This window comes from Rhodococcus sp. 06-221-2, from assembly GCF_002258365.1.
Classification (GTDB): domain Bacteria; phylum Actinomycetota; class Actinomycetes; order Mycobacteriales; family Mycobacteriaceae; genus Rhodococcoides; species Rhodococcoides fascians.
Map to the genome: position 1 here is coordinate 275,218 of NZ_NOYJ01000004.1, position 17,085 is coordinate 292,302.

The following is a 17,085-nucleotide window of genomic DNA, read 5'->3' on the forward strand; positions in this document are numbered from 1 at the left end:
GTCGATCGTCGTGGTACTTCTGCAGACATCATCGAATCTCGTCGGGGGAATCGATATCCCTAAAGCGTTGTGCGGCAACAAGCCTCGCACGCATCCCCTCGAACAGATCGGTACACACCATGTACTCTCCGCAACATCGTCCTGCGCAGTCCAGATCCCGACGCAAGGGCTCGGCGTTGATTCCCCTCGTCGGTACCGTCGCACTGGCCACCAGCGCACTCATGCTGGTCAACGCCTCTTCGGCCGACGCTCAATCACCTGCTGTCGCCGTCCCCACCGTCGGTCTCGGTGCCGCAGATCCGTACGCAATTCTTGCCGGCTCCACCGTGACCGACGCGGGTGGATCTGTGATCAACGGCTCCGTGGGTGTGAGCCCAGGTGACGGGAACCCTTCGAGCGTCAGCGGACTGCTGCAGGGCCAAGTGACCAACGGCGTCATAGATGACAAGAACGAACGAGCACTGAATGCGAAAGCTGCTCTGCAGGTTGCATATACCGACGCTGCCAACAGATCGGGTCCTGAACTGGTCCCGGTCGAGCTGGGCGGCACCACTCGGTACGCCGGTTTGTACAAGGGCGACACACTCGGACTGACCGGATCTCTGCCTCTGACGCTCGATGCGCAAGGCAATTCCGCTGCGGTCTTCATCTTCCAAGCTGGATCCACTCTCATCACGGGGTCGAACAGCAGTGTCTCGCTGATCAACGGGGCCAGCCCGTGCAACGTGTTCTGGCAGGTGGGAAGCTCGGCCACTCTCGGCACCGGCACCGATTTCGTCGGCACGGTCATGGCGCAGGCGTCGATCACCGCGACGACGGATGCCGATGTGCGGGGACGACTCTTGGCTTTGACCGGCGCAGTCACCCTCGACTCGAACACGATCAGCAACGCAGAGTGTGGGATCACCGAACCGCCGGTCACGACCACGAACCCTCCGGTCACGACCACGACGCCTCCGGTCACGACGACCACACCGCCGGCGCCTACGACAACGACACCGGCACCTACGACAACGACGACCGCCCCGGGTGGCGGCGGCGGTACGCCGGGTGATGGTGGCGGAACGCCGCCGATCGTCATCGAAGTACCCCCGATCCCGGGTCTGCCGCCGATCCCCGGCATCACGCTTCCGCCGATTCCGGGTATCCCGAACGTGCCGGACAACCCGAACACGCCGGATCAGCCGAACACTCCGGACCAGCCGCGCACTCCCGATCAGCCGAACACCCCGGACCAGCCTCGGACTCCGGACCAGCCGAACACCCCGGACCAGCCGCGCACTCCGGACCAGCCGCGCACTCCGGACCAGCCGCGCACTCCGGATCAGCCGCGCACTCCCGATCAGCCGGGTACATACAACCCCGGTGGCCAGATCACACAGATTCCCAACGGTGGAGTCGAAACGGGCGATGGCAGCACCAGCGTGCGGCCGAGTGCGTCGTCGATGACATCGATGCTGAGTGTGCTCGCGGTCCTTGCTGCAGGCGGGATTTCGGCCTTGGCGCTCAGCCGTCGTCGACGCTGAGTAACACGTGAACACTGAGATCGATACTGCTGCAGAAGCATCCCGCACTGTGACCCGCCGCCGGGTTGCAGTGCGGGCTGCGGCAGCAGCCTGCCTGATGGCGGTGGCCCTCGTGTCGGGGTGTGCGACACCGGCCGATGAACCCGCTCCGACTCGAACCCCAGCAACGACATCGGCTGAAGTTGTCGCTCAACCCAATTCGGTCCCTGCCCAGAGCGGTGGTTCGGCCGAGGATGTTGCATCTCCGCCCGAACGTATCGAGATCGACGCGATCGGTGTCGATTCCGATGTGATGGACCTCGGGTTACTTCCCGATGGAGCAATGGACGTTCCGCCGGGCGGTTTTCCCGCAGGCTGGTACACCGGATCGCCGATCCCGGGTCAGCTGGGACCGTCGATTGTTGCCGGCCACGTGGATTGGGCCGGTAGCCCGGGTGTCTTCTACCGACTCCGCGAACTGGAGCAGGGAGACGATGTGTCCGTCACTGCCGAGGATGGAAGTACGGTCCGGTTCGTCGTCAGCGCTGTGGAGCAGTATCCGAAGGATGCTTTCCCCACCCAGAAGGTGTACGGCGATCTCGACCACCCAGGGTTGCGTCTGATCACATGCGGTGGCCAATTCGATTCGGATGTCGCCAGTTACGAGGACAACATCGTCGTCTACGCGGATCGGGTCTGACGCTCTACCTTCTTAGCCCGGCTGCTCGAGTTCGAGGTCGATAAATCTGCCTGTCGTTCCGCGCCTTGGGGTCTGCGGTAGACGGTCGGAAGGTGCCCGCGATTTGCGAGCTGCGTTGTTGCAGGCACGGTGACGGCAGTGGTGCCGGCATTGGAGACCCAGAATTCGACGCCATCAGCAAGGATGACCGGAGTCCACAGGCCCGCGGTCTTCAGGCTGTGGTGATAGCGGCACAGGCAGACCTTCATGCCAGCTCGAATCGCTCCAGCACCACCTGAGTGTCGTCGTTCACCGTGAAATTCGGATTGCCCAGCTCCTCGCGGACTTCGACGGACTGCCAGAATCGTTCGTGTCCGGCACGCCACTGCGCCACATCGGTGTAACCCTCACCCTCGTCGAGCGCATGCTGCAGCGGAACATCGCTCAGCGCAACGACATCCACAGCCGTGGTCTCGATGACCCCGACCACGGCACCCGTCGAATTCACCACCGCACCGCGTTCACCGACCCTCGGCAGCTCCTCGTCGGTGTACTGAGCCAACAGGCTTGCCGTGCTGGTCTTCGCGCCGGACAGCACGGCCGCAACCAGCGTGTCCCGTAGTGGGCCCGGGTAGGCGAACTCGACAATCGGCAGATCGGTCACTCACGCATCATATTTCGAGGTCTACCCACACCAGTCTGTGGTCCGACGGGTGCTCGGCCTGATCGGGCCAATACACCTGCGAGTCGCGCACGGTCAGATCGTCCGACGGCAGCACGTAGTCCACCCGAAGGTCACCCGGCGTCGGATCAGCGAAATCGGCTGTGTCCGTTCCATGTCCATCGGACGTGGGTGCCGGATCTCGAACCCGCGGAAGATCCAGAACCTGTGCGATGGCACCGGCCACGGAGTCGCCGTCGACCGGATCGCTGTTCTGGTCGCCCATCATCACGAACGACGCTCCCTCGTCGAGTCCGCCTCGCACGCCGTTGTCGTCGTAGAGGTAGTCGGCACCGGAAATGTAATCGGCGCTCAACCGGATCTCGTCGTGATTGCGCTTACCGTTACGGTCCTCGGGTCCGTCGAAGGATGGGGGAGTGGGATGCGAGGCCAACACGTGCAGCGTCTTCCCGTTCACGTCGACGGGCACGTCCCAATGAGACTTGCTGGACAGTCGAAGCGCGTCCGCGTTCTCTCCGTAATAGTCGCGCGGTAACAGCGAGTTCGGCATGTCCTTCCACAGAAAGTTCTGGAACGTGCGTACCGAACCGGTGTCGATCGGGAACTTCGAGTACACCACCATGCCGTACTGACCGGGAAACTGTCCGAATCCCCAGGCGTCACCGGGGCCACCGAGTGCGCCGTCCCCGTCCAGGTCGAGTCCCGAGTCGACGCCGGTGTTCACCCGAGCAGTGAAGAAGAACGGGTACTGCCCGTCGAGGTAGTTCTCATTGAAGAGGGTCGGGCCATCCGATCCCGAATAGTCGAACTCGTTGACCAGCAACACATCCGGAGAGTTCGCGGAGATCACGTCGGCCACTGCGCGAGCCTGGGCGTTCTCCGCGCTCAGGTCGGTGACCAACTGTCCGGCCGCGGACCGATTGAGACTGGCGTTGAACGTCGCCACCCGGATGCTCGACGGTTCGTCGGGGGTTGGGTCTGCAGTAGACGGGTCCGTGGTGGAGCAGCCGGCAGTCATGAAGGCGAGGGTAACGGCGACGGCCACAAGTCTCGACGTTTTCACGTTTCCGACCGTAGAGACGGCAAGCGAACGTAAGGTTACGAATTAACAAGCAAGCGTGCTTGCTTTTTTCTCGTGCCTTTGTGAAGCTGGTCCCATGGCAGACCTCGACTCACTCGTCGGCGATCTCCGTGCCGAGGGTGACGACCTCGACGCGCTGGTGGCCGAGTTGGCACCCGAACGCTGGGCGGCACCTACTCCGGCGGCGGGCTGGACGATCGCACATCAGATCGCGCACCTGTCGTGGACGGATCACGTCGCGGAGCGAACCACATCCGCAGCGTCCGGTGATACCGCGGCCGAGGAGGAGTTCGCCCGCACGCTGAAAAAGGCCTGGGAGAACCCCACCGGGTTCGTCGACGACGCCGCCGAGGAGGAAGCGGGCAATCCGGAACTGTTGAGCAGCTGGCGAACCCGCCGCCACGCCATGACGGACGCGCTGAAGCAGGTCCCGTCGGGGGTCAAGATCCAGTGGTTCGGGCCGCCCATGAGTGCCGCGTCCATGGCCACCGCCCGTCTCATGGAGACGTGGGCCCACGGACAGGATGTCGCCGATGCGCTGGGCGTCACTCGCGTGCCGACCGACCGAATCCGCGGAGTCGCACACATCGGCGTCCGGACACGAGATTTCGCTTACGCCGTCAACGAGCAGACTCCGCCGGCGGAACCGTTCGGATTCGAGCTCACCGCACCCTCGGGCGAAGTGTGGACGTGGGGTCCCGACGACGCAGAACAGCGTGTCACCGGATCTGCACTCGACTTCTGCCTTCTCGTCACTCAGCGCGCACACCGCGACGACCTGGACGTTCGAGCCGACGGGGCCGATGCCGCACACTGGCTCACCATCGCCCAAGCCTTCGCAGGCCCTCCCGGACAGGGACGAGACAAGGCAGGACGCGAGAAAGCATGACCGTACGTATAGGCAACTGCTCCGGTTTCTACGGAGATCGACTGTCCGCGATGCGGGAGATGCTCGAAGGAGGAGACCTCGACTACCTCACCGGTGACTACCTCGCCGAGCTGACCATGCTCATCCTCGGACGCGACCGAATGAAGGACGCGACCCGTGGCTACGCCAAAACCTTTCTGCGGCAGGCCGAGGACTGCCTCGGACTGGCACTCGACAAGGGCGTGAAGATCGTCGCCAATGCCGGCGGACTCAATCCGCGCGGACTGGTCGAGGCGTTGGAGAAGCTCGATTCCGGCGCGAAGATCGCCTACGTGGACGGCGACGACCTCCTCGGCAGGGCAGGCGAACTCGGCCTCGGCAGCCCGCTGACGGCAAACGCATACCTCGGTGCATGGGGAATCGTGGAATGCCTGAACTCCGGTGCCGACGTCGTGGTGACCGGTCGCGTCACCGACGCCAGTGTCATCGTCGGCCCGGCTGCCGCTCACTTCGGCTGGTCGACAACCGATTACGACGCATTGGCCGGCGCGGTCATCGCGGGCCACGTCATCGAGTGCGGTACTCAAGCGACCGGCGGTAACTACTCGTTCTTCACCGAGATCGCCGACATGTCCCGTCCCGGGTTCCCCATCGCCGAGATCGAAGCCGACGGATCCTCCGTCATCACCAAGCACGAGGGCACCGGCGGTGCCGTCAGCGTCGGTACCGTCACCGCGCAACTGCTGTACGAGATCACCGGGGGCCGATACGCGAACCCCGACGTCACCGCGCGCATCGACACGGCGGTCCTGGCGCAGGAGTCCAGTAACCGAGTATCGATCAGCGGGGTCACCGGAGAAGCGCCGCCGCCCACCTACAAGGTCTCGCTCAACGCACTCGGCGGCTTCCGCAACGAATTCACGATGGTCTTGACCGGCCTGGACATCGAGGCCAAAGCCGAACTGGCGCAACGGCAGTTCGAGTCGTGGTTGCCCGCCCGACCGACCGAGTTGGACTGGACTCTGGTGCGTACCGACAAGCCCGACGCCGAGACCGAGGAAACCGCAAGCGCGTTGCTGCGCTGCGTCGCCCGCGACAGTAACCCCGACGCGGTGGGACGCCAGTTCTCGGCTGTGGCGGTCGAACTCGCACTTGCCAGCTACCCGGGCTTCTCGGTCACCGCACCGCCCGGAAACGGAGCCCCGTACGGGGTGTTCACCGCAGGTTTCGTCGACGCACACGACGTACCGCATACGGCCCACCTGGCCGACGGCACCGAACGCAGGATTGCACCCTCGGCGCAGACGCGAGTCCTGGAATCGCTGGTCGAACCGAAGCTGCCGGCACCGCGAGCCGCCGAGGACACCATCCGACTACCACTCGGTACCATCGCCGCCGCCCGCAGCGGAGACAAAGGTGGGAGCGCCAACGTCGGAGTGTGGGTGCGCACCGACGACGAATTCGCCTGGCTCGTCCACGCATTGACGGTCGAGACCCTGAAGAAGATGTTGCCCGAGGCCGAAAAACTCACTGTCACTCGGCATGTACTTCCCAACCTGCGGGCGGTGAACTTCGTCATCGACGGCATTCTCGGCCAGGGCGTTGCATCGCAGGCCAGATTCGATCCACAGGCCAAGGGGCTCGGTGAATGGCTGCGGTCGCGGCACATCGACATCCCCGAAACACTCGTGTTCACAGGAGTGGAGCCTGCGGAACGACCCGACAAGAAAGCAGCACTCATATGAGCATCTGGACTACCCCGGAGCGTCAGCAGCTTCGCAAGACCGTTCGCAGTTTCGTCGAACAGGACATCGCGCCGCACATGAATCAGTGGGAGACCGAGGGCGAGATCCCGCGCGAGCTGCACAAGAAAGCGGCCGCTCTCGGTTTGCTCGGCGCAGGGTTTCCCGAGGACGTCGGCGGCGACGGCGGTGATCTCGCGGACGCGGTGCTGATCTGTGAGGAGATGCACCAGGCCGGCGCGTCGGGCGGACTGTTCGCTTCTCTGTTCACCTGTGGAATTGCGTTGCCGCACTTGGTTGCCGCGAGAGATCCTGAGCAAATCGACAAGTGGGTACGGCCGACGCTGGCGGGGGAGAAGATCGGCTCGCTCGCGATCACCGAGCCGGGTGGCGGCTCCGACGTGGGTCATCTGCGGACCAAGGCGGTCAGAGACGGCGACCATTACGTCGTCAACGGGTCGAAGACCTACATCACCTCGGGGTGCCGTGCGGACTTCGTCGTCACCGCGGTCCGGACGGGAGGCGAGGGTGCAGCCGGAGTGTCGCTCCTCGTCGTCGAAAGGGGCACACCGGGCTTCGAGGTCACCAGCAAGCTCGACAAGATGGGGTGGCGCGCCTCCGATACCGCCGAACTCTCCTTCGTCGACGCCCGGGTTCCGGTGGCCAACCTGGTCGGTGCCGAGAACAGTGGCTTCGTCCAGATCGCACAGGCATTTCTCACCGAGCGTATCGCTCTCGCCGCTCAGGCCTACGCCAGCGCGCAGCGGTGCCTCGATCTGACGCTGCAGTGGGTTCGAGACCGGGAGACCTTCGGAAAGCCGCTCATCGCACGGCAATCCGTACAGAACACCGTCACCGAGATGGCGCGCAAGATCGACATCGCTCGCGTGTACACCCGCTCCCTCGTCGAGCGGTCCATGCAGGAGGACGGTGACTTCATCGCCGAGGTCTGCTTCGCCAAGAACACCGCCGTCGAGTCCGGGGAGTGGGTGGCCAATCAAGCCGTCCAACTCTTCGGCGGACTCGGGTACATGCGCGAGAGCGAGGTCGAACGGCAATACCGCGACATGCGCATCCTCGGTATCGGCGGCGGAACCACCGAAATTCTCACCGGCCTTGCCGCAAAACGATTGGGGTACCAGGCATGAGCGTGCTGAAGTCCACTCTCGACACCGCATCGGAGCAGTACACCGGTGCCACCGAAGCCATGCACACCAAACTGGCCGAGATCGACGCCGAACACGACAAGGCGCTGCTCGGTGGCGGTCAGAAGTACGTCGATCGCCACAAGAAGCGTGGCAAGCTGCTCGCCCGTGAGCGCATCGAATTGTTGATCGACGAGGATTCCGCGTTCCTCGAACTGTGCCCACTTGCGGCGTGGGGCAGCGACTTTCCCGTCGGTGCCAGCACCGTCATGGGAATCGGTGTCGTGTGCGGGGTCGAATGTCTCATCGTGGCCAACGATCCCACGGTCCGCGGCGGGTCCAGCAACCCGTGGACCCTGAAGAAGGGGTTCCGCGGCAACGACATCGCCACCCAGAACCGACTGCCGGTGATCTCTCTCGTCGAGTCGGGCGGTGCCGACCTGCCCACGCAGAAAGAGGTGTTCATCCCCGGCGGACGCATGTTCCGCGATCTGACGCAGCTCTCGGCGGCCGGTATTCCGACCATCGCCCTGGTGTTCGGCAACTCGACTGCGGGCGGTGCCTACGTTCCCGGCATGTCCGATCACGTCGTCATGATCAAGGAACGATCCAAGGTGTTCCTGGCCGGGCCGCCCCTGGTGAAGATGGCCACCGGTGAGGATTCGGACGACGAGTCGCTCGGCGGAGCCGAGATGCACGCTCGGAAGTCCGGTCTCGCAGACTACTTCGCCGTCGACGAGCAGGACGCCATCCGCATCGGACGCAGCATCGTCTCCCGGTTGAACTGGAAGAAGAAGGGGCCCGAGCCACGCACCGAGGTCATCGAGCCACTCGCCGATCCCGAGGATCTGCTCGGCATCGTCCCCACCGACCTGAAGATCCCATTCGATCCCCGCGAGGTCATCGCCCGCATCGTCGACGGTTCCGACTTCGACGAGTTCAAGCCGTTGTACGGCGGCTCGCTCGTCACCGGTTGGGCAGAGTTGCACGGCTACCCGATCGGCATCCTCGCCAACGCACGCGGCGTGCTGTTCAGCGAGGAATCGCAGAAGGCGACGCAGTTCATCCAGCTCGCCAACCGGTCGAACACGCCACTGCTGTTCCTGCACAACACCACCGGCTACATGGTCGGCAAGGAATACGAGGAAGGCGGCATGATCAAGCACGGATCGATGATGATCAACGCCGTCTCCAACTCGAAGGTGCCGCACATCTCGATCCTGCTCGGGGCGTCCTACGGAGCCGGCCATTACGGCATGTGCGGCCGCGCCTTCGATCCTCGCTTCCTCTTCGCCTGGCCGTCCAGCAAATCCGCCGTCATGGGTGGCGCACAGCTGGCCGGCGTCATCTCCATCGTCGGACGCGCCGCCGCAGAAGCTCGCGGTCAAGCGTTCGACGCGGAGGCAGATGCCGGACTGCGCGCGATGATCGAGAATCAGATCGAAGCCGAATCGTTGCCGATGTTCCTGTCCGGGCGCCTCTACGACGACGGCGTCATCGATCCCCGTGACACCCGCACGGTAGTGGGAATGTGCCTGTCGGCCATCGCCTCTGCCCCGATCGAAGGCACCGCGAACTTCGGTGTCTTCCGGATGTGATGCCCGCATGCTGAACAAAGTCCTCGTGGCCAACCGCGGCGAAATCGCCCGACGCGTCTTCACCACCTGCCGCGCGGAGGGCATCGATACCGTCGCGGTCTTCTCCGACGCCGACGCGGCATCTCCCCATGTGCGGGAGGCTGACTCCGCTGTGCGCCTGCCTGGGCAGAGCCCGTCCGAGACCTACTTGCGTGGAGAATTGATCATCGCCGCCGCGGTGCAGGCCGGAGCCGACGCGGTCCATCCGGGATACGGATTCCTCTCCGAGAACGCCGAATTCGCCCGGCAAGTTCTCGACGCCGGGTTGACCTGGATCGGACCGCCCGTCAAGGCCATCGAATCGATGGGCTCGAAGGTCGAGTCCAAGAAGATGATGGCCGACGCCGGAGTGCCGGTGTTGACTCGACTCGATCCCGAGTCGGTCACCGAGAACGAGCTACCGGTACTGATCAAGGCCTCCGCGGGCGGCGGCGGTCGGGGGATGCGCATCGTCCGCAGTCTCGATGCACTGCAGTCGGAGCTCGAGGCAGCCGGACGAGAAGCCCTCTCGGCCTTCGGCGATGGAACGGTGTTCATCGAGCGGTACATCGAAACCGGGCGGCACATCGAAGTTCAGGTCATGGCCGATCGATTCGGCACGGTGTGGACGGTGGGCGAGCGTGAATGCTCGATCCAACGCAGGCACCAGAAGGTCGTCGAGGAAGCTCCGTCGCCGCTCGTCGAACGCATCGACGGCATGCGCGAGAAGCTGTTCGAAGCAGCCACACTGGCATCCGAGGCCATCGGCTACGAGGGTGCAGGCACCGTCGAATTCCTCGCCGACGAAAAGGGAAACTTCTTCTTCCTCGAGATGAACACCCGCCTGCAGGTGGAGCATCCGGTCACCGAATGCACGACGGGTCTCGATCTCGTTGCCCTGCAGATCCAGGTTGCGGCGGGGGAGCGGCTACCGGCCGAACAGCCCACGACACGGGGACACTCGATCGAGGTTCGGCTGTACGCCGAGGATCCGGCTCAGGACTGGCAGCCGCAGAGCGGTGCCGTGCACCGATTCGACATCCCCGGTGCGCAGTTCGAGGTGTCGGACAAAGCTGGATACATCAGAGTCGATTCCGGCGTCGATACGGGCAGCGTGGTGGGAACGCAGTACGACCCCATGCTCGCCAAGGTGATCTCCTTCGCCCCGACGCGGGACCGAGCGGCGACTCTGTTGGCGAAAGCACTGCAGAACGCCACCATTCACGGCCTGAAGACCAATCGCGATCTGCTGGTCAACATTCTGCGCCATCCGGCGTTCCTGGCGGGCGACACCGATACAGCCTTCTTCGACACGCACGGCCTCGATGTCCTGGCTCAGCCGTTTGCGCAGGGCCGGGCCGAGGAACTGTCGGCGCTCGCGGCTGCCTTGGCCGACGCGGCGAGCAACGTCTCGCGAGCTCGGGTGAACCGGGGTCTACCCGGCGGCTGGCGCAATCTCCGGTCGCAACCGCAGCGCAAGACGTACAACGACATCACCGTCGAATACTCGATCGGACGCAGCGGACTCACCTCCTCGGTGGAGGGTGTCGAACTGGTTGGGCACACACCGACCTCGGTGACGTTGGACGACAACGGTATTCGTCGTATCTTCGCAGTGAGCACCTACGGGTCCGACGTGTTCGTGGATTCTTCCCTGGGCCCCGTCCGATTGGTTCGAGCACCGAGGTTCACCGACCCCACCGACGAGGTGGCGGCCGGATCACTGCTTGCGCCGATGCCGGGCAGCGTCATCAGAATTGCTGCTGCGCAGGGAGACACCGTCACCGCGGGCCAGCCCATTCTGTGGCTGGAGGCGATGAAGATGGAGCACACCGTGACTGCACCCGCCGATGGTGTGCTCACCGAACTGAACGTGCAGCAGGGTCAGCAAGTCGAGGTAGGACAGGTCTTGGCAGTAGTCACCGACACGCCAGTAGTCACCGAGCAGGGAGTGGAGCAAGCATGAGTTTCATCGAAACCGAAGAGCAGAAGGGTCTGCGCAACGCAGTCTCGTCACTGGGCAAGCGCTACAACTACATCGACTACGTGCTGCCCAAGGCGCGTAAAGGTGAGCCACTGACCGAACTGTGGAACGAGGCGGGCAAGCTCGGCTTCCTCGGGGTCAATCTGCCCGAGGAATACGGCGGCGGAGGCGCAGGCATCTACGAACTTGCGCTCGTGCAGGAGGAGTTGGCTGCGCACGGTGCCGGTCTACTGCTCGTCGTCGTCAGTCCGGCCATCTGCGGCACCATCATCGGCAAGTACGGCACGCCGGACCAGAAGCAGGAGTGGCTCACCGCCCTTGCCGACGGTTCCAAGATCATGGTGTTCGGCATCACCGAGCCCGACGCCGGATCCAACTCGCACCAGATCACCACCACGGCGCGTCGCGACGGTGATGAATGGATCTTGAAGGGCAACAAGATCTATATCTCGGGCGTGGATCAGGCCGACGCCGTATTGATCGTTGCCAGAACGGAAGACAGCAAGACCGGCAAGCTCAAGCCTGCCCTGTTCATCGTGCCCACCGACGCTCCGGGACTGCAGAAGACGCAGATGCAGATGGACATCGTCGAGCCCGATCATCAGTTCGTGCTGTTCCTCGACGACGTCCGGTTGCCTGCCGAGGCACTCGTCGGTGAGGCCGACGCTGCCCTGATGCAGTTGTTCGCCGGACTGAACCCCGAGCGCATTCTCGGTGCTGCGATGGCTGTCGGTATGGGTCGATACGCTCTGGACGCGGCGGTCAAATACGCCAACGAGCGGACGGTCTGGAAGACGCCGATCGGCGCTCACCAGGGCTTGGCGCACCCGTTGGCGCAGTGCAAGATCGAGCTGGAGTTGGCGAAATTGATGATGCAGAAGGCCGCGGTGCTCTACGACTCCGGCGACGATTTCGGTGCCGCCGAGGCCGCGAACATGGCGAAATACGCTGCTGCCGAGGCCAGTATCAAGGCACTCGATCAGGCGATCCAAACCCACGGTGGTGCCGGGTTGAGCAGTGAATACGGATTGGCTGCGATGCTCGGAGCCGCCCGTATCGCCCGCGTTGCTCCGGTGAGCCGGGAGATGATCCTGAACTTCGTGAGCCAGCACTCGCTCGGCCTGCCGAGAAGCTACTGATGGCCGTTCTCGTCGAGTCGGGCAAGGACACAGCGTATTTGACGTTGGATTCGCCGCAGAACCGAAACGCGCTGTCGTCGGTGTTGGTCGAGGAGCTGACAGCGGGCCTCATCGCTGCGGCGCACGACGACGACATCAGAACGATCGTGCTCGGTCACACCGGTACGACGTTCTGCGCCGGTGCAGATCTCCGGGAAGCCGGGGCGTCGCCGGAGCTCCGGACTCGGCAGATGCTGGATCTGATGCGGCTGATCATCGACACCCCGAAACCCGTCGTCGTACAGATCGATGGTCATGTGCGGGCAGGCGGGATGGGGCTCGTGGCGGCGTGCGACGTCGCCATTGCCGGACCGGAAAGCTCGTTCGCGCTGACCGAGGTTCGCCTCGGACTGGCGGCGTCGGTCATCTCCGTCGCCGTGCTGCCGCGATTGACCTCCCGGGCGGCGAGTCGATACTTCCTCACCGGGGAAACATTCGACGGTGCCACGGCCCAGGAGATCGGTCTGGTCACCGTGGCCGACGCCGTTCCCGCGGCCGCGGTGGCCGACTACATGATCATGTTCAGGAAGTGCTCGCCGCAGGGCTTGGCCGAGTCCAAACAGCTCACCACCGCCGCGATCCGACGCGAGATCGACGAGCGCGGAACGGCCGTCGCCGAGCAATCGGCCAGGTTGTTTGCATCGGAGGAAGCCCGAGAGGGGATGATGTCCTTTCTGGAGAAGAGGCCGCCGTCCTGGGCTGCCGAAAAGTAGGTCGAGAAGGAGCAGGGAGATGGTGATGGCGCGCGAACCCAAGCAGGATCGCAGCAGGGTGACGCGTCAGCGACTGCTCGAGGCGACGATCGACTCGCTCGCCGAGCAGGGCTGGAGCGCAACGACGGTCGGGGTCGTCGCCGAGCGCGCCGGCGTCTCTCGCGGTGCCACCCAACACCATTTCCCGACGCGTGAGGACCTCATCACCGGGGCACTCGAGTACATGTTCGACACTCGGATGGACCATGCTCGCCGCGAGGCACAGGAGATTCCGCCCGGACCCGGCCGAACGAAACTGGTGGTGGAGAGGCTCGTCGAGTACTACACGGGTCCGATGTTCAAAGCGGCGCTGCAGGTCTGGACGGCGGCGTCGGCCGATCCGGAACTGCGTGATCGGATCGTCCCACTCGAAGAGCGATTCGGTCGTCGAGCACACACGATGGCCGTCGAGAACCTCGGAGTCGACGACAACGATCCCGTCACCCACCGTCTGGTCCAGGCGACGCTCGACCTGGCGCGTGGGCTCGGTCTCGCGGACGTCCTGACCGACGACGCGCGTCGCCGCGTCGAAATCGTGCGAGCCTGGGCCGATGTGCTCGATGCCTCGCTGAACGCGCGGCTGTCCGCCGTAGGAGCGGTAGCGCACTAGACGCGCACGATCTGCAGTTCCGATCGACCTGTGCTTGAGTCGGCTCGTGACTTCCGATTCCGCACGCGTCCACCGTGGCCATATCTTTCACATCGCGGGCTCGCCCACGGTGCTCGAGGCCGCAACCGCGTTGGTGTCCATTCCCGACGGTGCCCTCGTGGTCGGCGGTGACGGCAGGATCGAGTACTGCGGCGAGTTCGATTCTCTACCAACGCACTACGCCCATTCGGATGTGTTCGATCATCGGCCCGGCTTTTTGCTGCCGGGATTCGTCGACACGCACATTCATTTCCCACAGACCTACGCCGGTGACTCCTACGGCGGCGGGCAGTTGCTCGAATGGCTGAACACGTGCATCTTTCCGTCCGAGTCGCGCTTCGCCGATCCGGAGTTCGCGGCGGCCGCTGCGCGCGACTTCTGCGCAGCACGCATTCGCGCCGGGACGACGCAGGCCATGGTGTTCGGGTCGGCATTCCCGCACGCACAGGATTCTTTGTTCTCCGAGACGCTCGAGCACGGACTGCGCATCGTCAGTGGCCGCGGGATCCAGACCACCGGCCCCGCGTCGGCGCACGCACTGATCACAAGTGAGGACGAGGCGATCCGCCTGGTGTCCGAGGAGATAGAGAAGTGGCACGCCGCCGATACCGGCGACGTCGACACGGCGATGCTGCACGTCGCCGTCGTACCGCGTTTTTCACTGTCGGTAACGACGGACACGCTGAGGAACCTCGGCGAGCTCTACGACTCCGTACGCGGCAGAGGCGTCTACTTCCACACGCACCTCAACGAGAACAACCGACCGGGCACCGGCGAGATCGACGCCACGAAGGGTGCGTACCAGGTCGAGAGTTACCTGGACACCTACGACGGCAAGTTCCTGCCGGGCTCGCAGGTAGGTGGCAAGAGCCTGCTCGGTCGACGGTCGATTCTGGCGCACGCGGTGCACTGCGACGACGCGGAACTGACGAGGTTGGCAGAGACGGGTACGTCCATCGCGCACTGCCCCACCTCGCAGCAGTTCCTGGGCTCGGGCACGATGCCGTGGAAGAGAACCGTCGCCGCCGGGGTCACCATCGCCATCGGGTCCGATTTCGGCGGCGGTGACGAGTGGCTACTACCGCAGGTACTCGCCGACGCGTTCAAGGTGCACATCTCCGAACCGGGGGACGCGGGCCTGTCGTTGCATCCGGCCGAACTGTTGTTCACCGGAACGCTCGCCGGGGCGCGTGCTCTCGACATGGAGGAGCGCATCGGCAACTTCGACGTGGGGAAAGAGGCGGACTTCGTCGTCGTCGATCCCGACGCGTGGCCGCAGCTGGCCGCGGCCGTCGACCACGGCGTGCGCGCCGAGGACCCCGAGCTGGCCCGCGACCAGACCCTGTTCGCCCTGCTGATGGCCATGCGAGAGCCGGCCATCGTGGGTGTGTACGTCCAGGGACGCGCTGTGCACGGCACATGACCGATGCCGGTTCGGTTGGTAGGTTCGGTGCGACGCGAACTGCAGCATCGGACCAGCACGCGAAGGACGGCATGAAGCGAGTGACACTGGTGATCACCGCGGTCGCCACGCTGATCGCAGGCTGCGGTGGCTCGGATACCGACGCCGCCGATACCGCGCCCGAGCCGTCGACGAGCAAGGCCGCGTACGAGCCCGGCCCGTTCTTCGGCGAATGCGGATCGATCAGCGACGCCGAGGTGCAGGCTGCGTTCGGTGCCGGACCGTTTGCCCAAGTCACCCGCAACTCCGTCGGCTGTCAGTGGGAAACCGTGGCCATCAGCGGACCGAGTGTCAGCTTCTCCTGGTACCGCGGCAGTCCGATCGGCCGCGAACGCGCCGGTTCCGAACTGATCGGCCGTCCGGCCAAGGACATCGCCATCGACGGCAACCCCGGATTCGAAGCCGAACAGGGCCCGTTGTGCGAGATCGGTGTGCAATTCGGAGACGACTTCTTCCATTGGTCGGTCACCTATTCCGAACAGATCCCGGCGCGCCCGCCGTGCGACGTCGGGAACGAACTGGCGAAGCTGACCGTGGAGCGTAAGCAATGAGATCTCGAGCAAGTACTTCGAGACGGGTTTTCGCCGCCGCAGCGACCCTGCTGCTCGCGGCCGGTTGCTCTCAGTCGGTCGAGGGCACGCCGCGGCCGGCGAGCTTCGCCGGATCGGGCAACCAAGAATTCACCAAGTTGTTGACCGAGTGCGATGCCGTCTCCGACGACCAGATCGCCGATGCCACCGGAGCCGACGACATCGCTCGCGGCTTCTTCGGAGCGATCTGCCGATGGGATCTGATCGGTTCGTCTGGCATCGTGAAGGTGACGTTCAACTGGTTCGAGTCCGGCACCCTGGCCGCCGAGCGGGCGGCCGACGAGAAGATGACGTACACCGTCAGCGACACAACAGTGCAGGGCCGCAAAGCAATACAGGCTCAACGCCCGAACGACCCGGACTCGTGCGGAGTGTCGGCCGGAGCGGACCAGGCGGGCATCTTCGGGTGGTGGGTGCAGTACCGTCCGGGCGTCGCACACCCCGATCCCTGCCAGGCGGCAGCGAAGCTGGCAGACCTCACACTCAACCTGAGCAGATAGGTTGCGTATCAGAGCGAAGGGTGTTTTGACCCGAGGCCGCGCCGCCGGGTATCGTTATGGGTCGTGTCCGGCCTGGCCGGACCGTTTGTGTGCCTATGCGAGGTACAGCCGTGCGCACGTTCGTCTCGAGAGCGCGCAACCGGCTGGACGTGTGGGGGTATGCGACACACCCGACCGCGGGGTGCAAGAGACCCGCGGAGACGTCATGGGTGAGGAGCAGTGTTCTCTTGCTCCAACTGCTAGATCCCTGTTTATCGACACGAAGAAAGCCGGTTTATGCCAACGATCAACCAGCTGGTCCGTAAGGGTCGCACCGACAAGGTCGCGAAACTGAAGACCGCTGCCCTCAAGGGCAGTCCCCAGCGCCGTGGTGTGTGCACTCGCGTGTACACCACCACCCCCAAGAAGCCGAACTCCGCTCTCCGTAAGGTCGCGCGCGTTCGCCTGACCACCTCGGTAGAGGTCACCGCGTACATCCCCGGTGAGGGCCACAACCTGCAGGAGCACTCGATGGTGCTCGTTCGCGGCGGTCGTGTGAAGGACCTCCCGGGTGTGCGTTACAAGATCATCCGCGGCTCGCTCGACACCCAGGGTGTCAAGAACCGCAAGCAGGCTCGCAGCCGCTACGGAGCCAAGAAGGAGAAGAGCTGAT

At 64.4% G+C, this 17,085-nt stretch carries 16 protein-coding genes; 14 read left to right on the forward strand and 2 right to left on the reverse strand.

What is annotated here, in order from left to right:
* Positions 1 to 119 precede the first annotated feature (119 nt).
* Together CH281_RS27470 and CH281_RS02435 are read left to right on the forward strand one after the other, a co-directional pair.
* Positions 120 to 1,526: an ice-binding family protein gene (locus tag CH281_RS27470; protein WP_094692756.1), complete on the forward strand. Its 1,407-nt coding sequence runs from the start codon at positions 120 to 122 to the stop codon at positions 1,524 to 1,526.
* A 7-nt stretch (positions 1,527 to 1,533) separates the two neighbouring features.
* On the forward strand, positions 1,534 to 2,205 hold the full coding sequence (locus CH281_RS02435; protein ID WP_256983318.1) for a class F sortase: 672 nt from the start codon (positions 1,534 to 1,536) through the stop codon (positions 2,203 to 2,205).
* A 244-nt stretch (positions 2,206 to 2,449) separates the two neighbouring features.
* Here CH281_RS02435 and CH281_RS02440 read toward each other — a convergent pair whose 3' ends face one another.
* Together CH281_RS02440 and CH281_RS02445 are read right to left on the reverse strand one after the other, a co-directional pair.
* Positions 2,450 to 2,848, reverse strand: coding sequence for an ASCH domain-containing protein (locus CH281_RS02440; protein WP_032386257.1), 399 nt, complete (start codon positions 2,846 to 2,848; stop codon positions 2,450 to 2,452).
* 7 nt (positions 2,849 to 2,855) lie between these two features.
* On the reverse strand, positions 2,856 to 3,929 hold the full coding sequence (locus tag CH281_RS02445; protein ID WP_094692758.1) for an endonuclease/exonuclease/phosphatase family protein: 1,074 nt from the start codon (positions 3,927 to 3,929) through the stop codon (positions 2,856 to 2,858).
* Between the two features lie 94 nt (positions 3,930 to 4,023).
* Here CH281_RS02445 and CH281_RS02450 point away from each other — a divergent pair, with 94 nt between their 5' ends.
* The 12 genes from CH281_RS02450 (at position 4,024) to rpsL (ending at position 17,084) form a co-directional block, all read left to right on the forward strand.
* Positions 4,024 to 4,836, forward strand: a complete 813-nt coding sequence (locus tag CH281_RS02450; protein ID WP_094692760.1) for a TIGR03084 family metal-binding protein — start codon at positions 4,024 to 4,026, stop codon at positions 4,834 to 4,836.
* A complete protein-coding gene (locus CH281_RS02455) occupies positions 4,833 to 6,560 on the forward strand; it encodes an acyclic terpene utilization AtuA family protein (protein ID WP_032399412.1) in 1,728 nt (575 codons plus the stop codon). The genes CH281_RS02450 and CH281_RS02455 overlap by 4 nt, the downstream gene beginning before the upstream one ends.
* Complete coding sequence (locus CH281_RS02460; RefSeq protein WP_032381318.1) at positions 6,557 to 7,705, forward strand: acyl-CoA dehydrogenase family protein; 1,149 nt, start codon at positions 6,557 to 6,559, stop codon at positions 7,703 to 7,705. Before CH281_RS02455 ends, CH281_RS02460 begins: the two co-directional genes overlap by 4 nt.
* Positions 7,702 to 9,300: an acyl-CoA carboxylase subunit beta gene (locus CH281_RS02465; RefSeq protein ID WP_032390363.1), complete on the forward strand. Its 1,599-nt coding sequence runs from the start codon at positions 7,702 to 7,704 to the stop codon at positions 9,298 to 9,300. Before CH281_RS02460 ends, CH281_RS02465 begins: the two co-directional genes overlap by 4 nt.
* A gap of 7 nt (positions 9,301 to 9,307) precedes the next feature.
* The gene (locus tag CH281_RS02470) at positions 9,308 to 11,284 is read left to right on the forward strand and encodes an acetyl/propionyl/methylcrotonyl-CoA carboxylase subunit alpha (RefSeq protein WP_094692762.1); all 1,977 of its coding nucleotides are present in this window, start codon (positions 9,308 to 9,310) and stop codon (positions 11,282 to 11,284) included.
* Positions 11,281 to 12,441 (forward strand): acyl-CoA dehydrogenase family protein, encoded by a 1,161-nt coding sequence (locus CH281_RS02475; RefSeq protein ID WP_027498166.1) that lies wholly within the window; start codon positions 11,281 to 11,283, stop codon positions 12,439 to 12,441. Before CH281_RS02470 ends, CH281_RS02475 begins: the two co-directional genes overlap by 4 nt.
* Positions 12,441 to 13,193: an enoyl-CoA hydratase family protein gene (locus CH281_RS02480; protein WP_027498165.1), complete on the forward strand. Its 753-nt coding sequence runs from the start codon at positions 12,441 to 12,443 to the stop codon at positions 13,191 to 13,193. The genes CH281_RS02475 and CH281_RS02480 overlap by 1 nt, the downstream gene beginning before the upstream one ends.
* 25 nt (positions 13,194 to 13,218) lie before the next feature.
* Complete coding sequence (locus tag CH281_RS02485) at positions 13,219 to 13,842, forward strand: TetR/AcrR family transcriptional regulator (protein ID WP_027498164.1); 624 nt, start codon at positions 13,219 to 13,221, stop codon at positions 13,840 to 13,842.
* A gap of 46 nt (positions 13,843 to 13,888) precedes the next feature.
* Positions 13,889 to 15,304, forward strand: a complete 1,416-nt coding sequence (locus CH281_RS02490) for a guanine deaminase (protein ID WP_094692763.1) — start codon at positions 13,889 to 13,891, stop codon at positions 15,302 to 15,304.
* Positions 15,305 to 15,375: 71 nt separating this feature from the next.
* Positions 15,376 to 15,894 carry a DUF3558 domain-containing protein gene (locus CH281_RS02495; RefSeq protein ID WP_048316077.1) on the forward strand — a complete coding sequence of 173 codons (519 nt, stop codon included), beginning with the start codon at positions 15,376 to 15,378 and terminating at the stop codon, positions 15,892 to 15,894.
* Complete coding sequence (locus tag CH281_RS02500; RefSeq protein WP_032365312.1) at positions 15,891 to 16,433, forward strand: DUF3558 domain-containing protein; 543 nt, start codon at positions 15,891 to 15,893, stop codon at positions 16,431 to 16,433. Before CH281_RS02495 ends, CH281_RS02500 begins: the two co-directional genes overlap by 4 nt.
* A 276-nt stretch (positions 16,434 to 16,709) precedes the next feature.
* Positions 16,710 to 17,084 carry a 30S ribosomal protein S12 gene (gene rpsL, locus CH281_RS02505; protein ID WP_027498160.1) on the forward strand — a complete coding sequence of 125 codons (375 nt, stop codon included), beginning with the start codon at positions 16,710 to 16,712 and terminating at the stop codon, positions 17,082 to 17,084.
* Position 17,085: the final 1 nt, after the last annotated feature.

Bases quoted from the DNA above. Each gene is read 5' to 3' on its own strand.
- CH281_RS27470 (WP_094692756.1), top strand. From the start codon at position 120: ATGTACTCTCCGCAACATCGTCCTGCGCAGTCCAGATCCCGACGCAAG.
- CH281_RS02450 (WP_094692760.1), top strand. From the start codon at position 4,024: ATGGCAGACCTCGACTCACTCGTCGGCGATCTCCGTGCCGAGGGTGAC.
- CH281_RS02455 (WP_032399412.1), top strand. From the start codon at position 4,833: ATGACCGTACGTATAGGCAACTGCTCCGGTTTCTACGGAGATCGACTG.
- CH281_RS02460 (WP_032381318.1), top strand. From the start codon at position 6,557: ATGAGCATCTGGACTACCCCGGAGCGTCAGCAGCTTCGCAAGACCGTT.
- CH281_RS02465 (WP_032390363.1), top strand. From the start codon at position 7,702: ATGAGCGTGCTGAAGTCCACTCTCGACACCGCATCGGAGCAGTACACC.
- CH281_RS02470 (WP_094692762.1), top strand. From the start codon at position 9,308: ATGCTGAACAAAGTCCTCGTGGCCAACCGCGGCGAAATCGCCCGACGC.
- CH281_RS02475 (WP_027498166.1), top strand. From the start codon at position 11,281: ATGAGTTTCATCGAAACCGAAGAGCAGAAGGGTCTGCGCAACGCAGTC.
- CH281_RS02480 (WP_027498165.1), top strand. From the start codon at position 12,441: ATGGCCGTTCTCGTCGAGTCGGGCAAGGACACAGCGTATTTGACGTTG.
- CH281_RS02485 (WP_027498164.1), top strand. From the start codon at position 13,219: ATGGCGCGCGAACCCAAGCAGGATCGCAGCAGGGTGACGCGTCAGCGA.
- CH281_RS02495 (WP_048316077.1), top strand. From the start codon at position 15,376: ATGAAGCGAGTGACACTGGTGATCACCGCGGTCGCCACGCTGATCGCA.
- CH281_RS02500 (WP_032365312.1), top strand. From the start codon at position 15,891: ATGAGATCTCGAGCAAGTACTTCGAGACGGGTTTTCGCCGCCGCAGCG.
- rpsL (WP_027498160.1), top strand. From the start codon at position 16,710: ATGCCAACGATCAACCAGCTGGTCCGTAAGGGTCGCACCGACAAGGTC.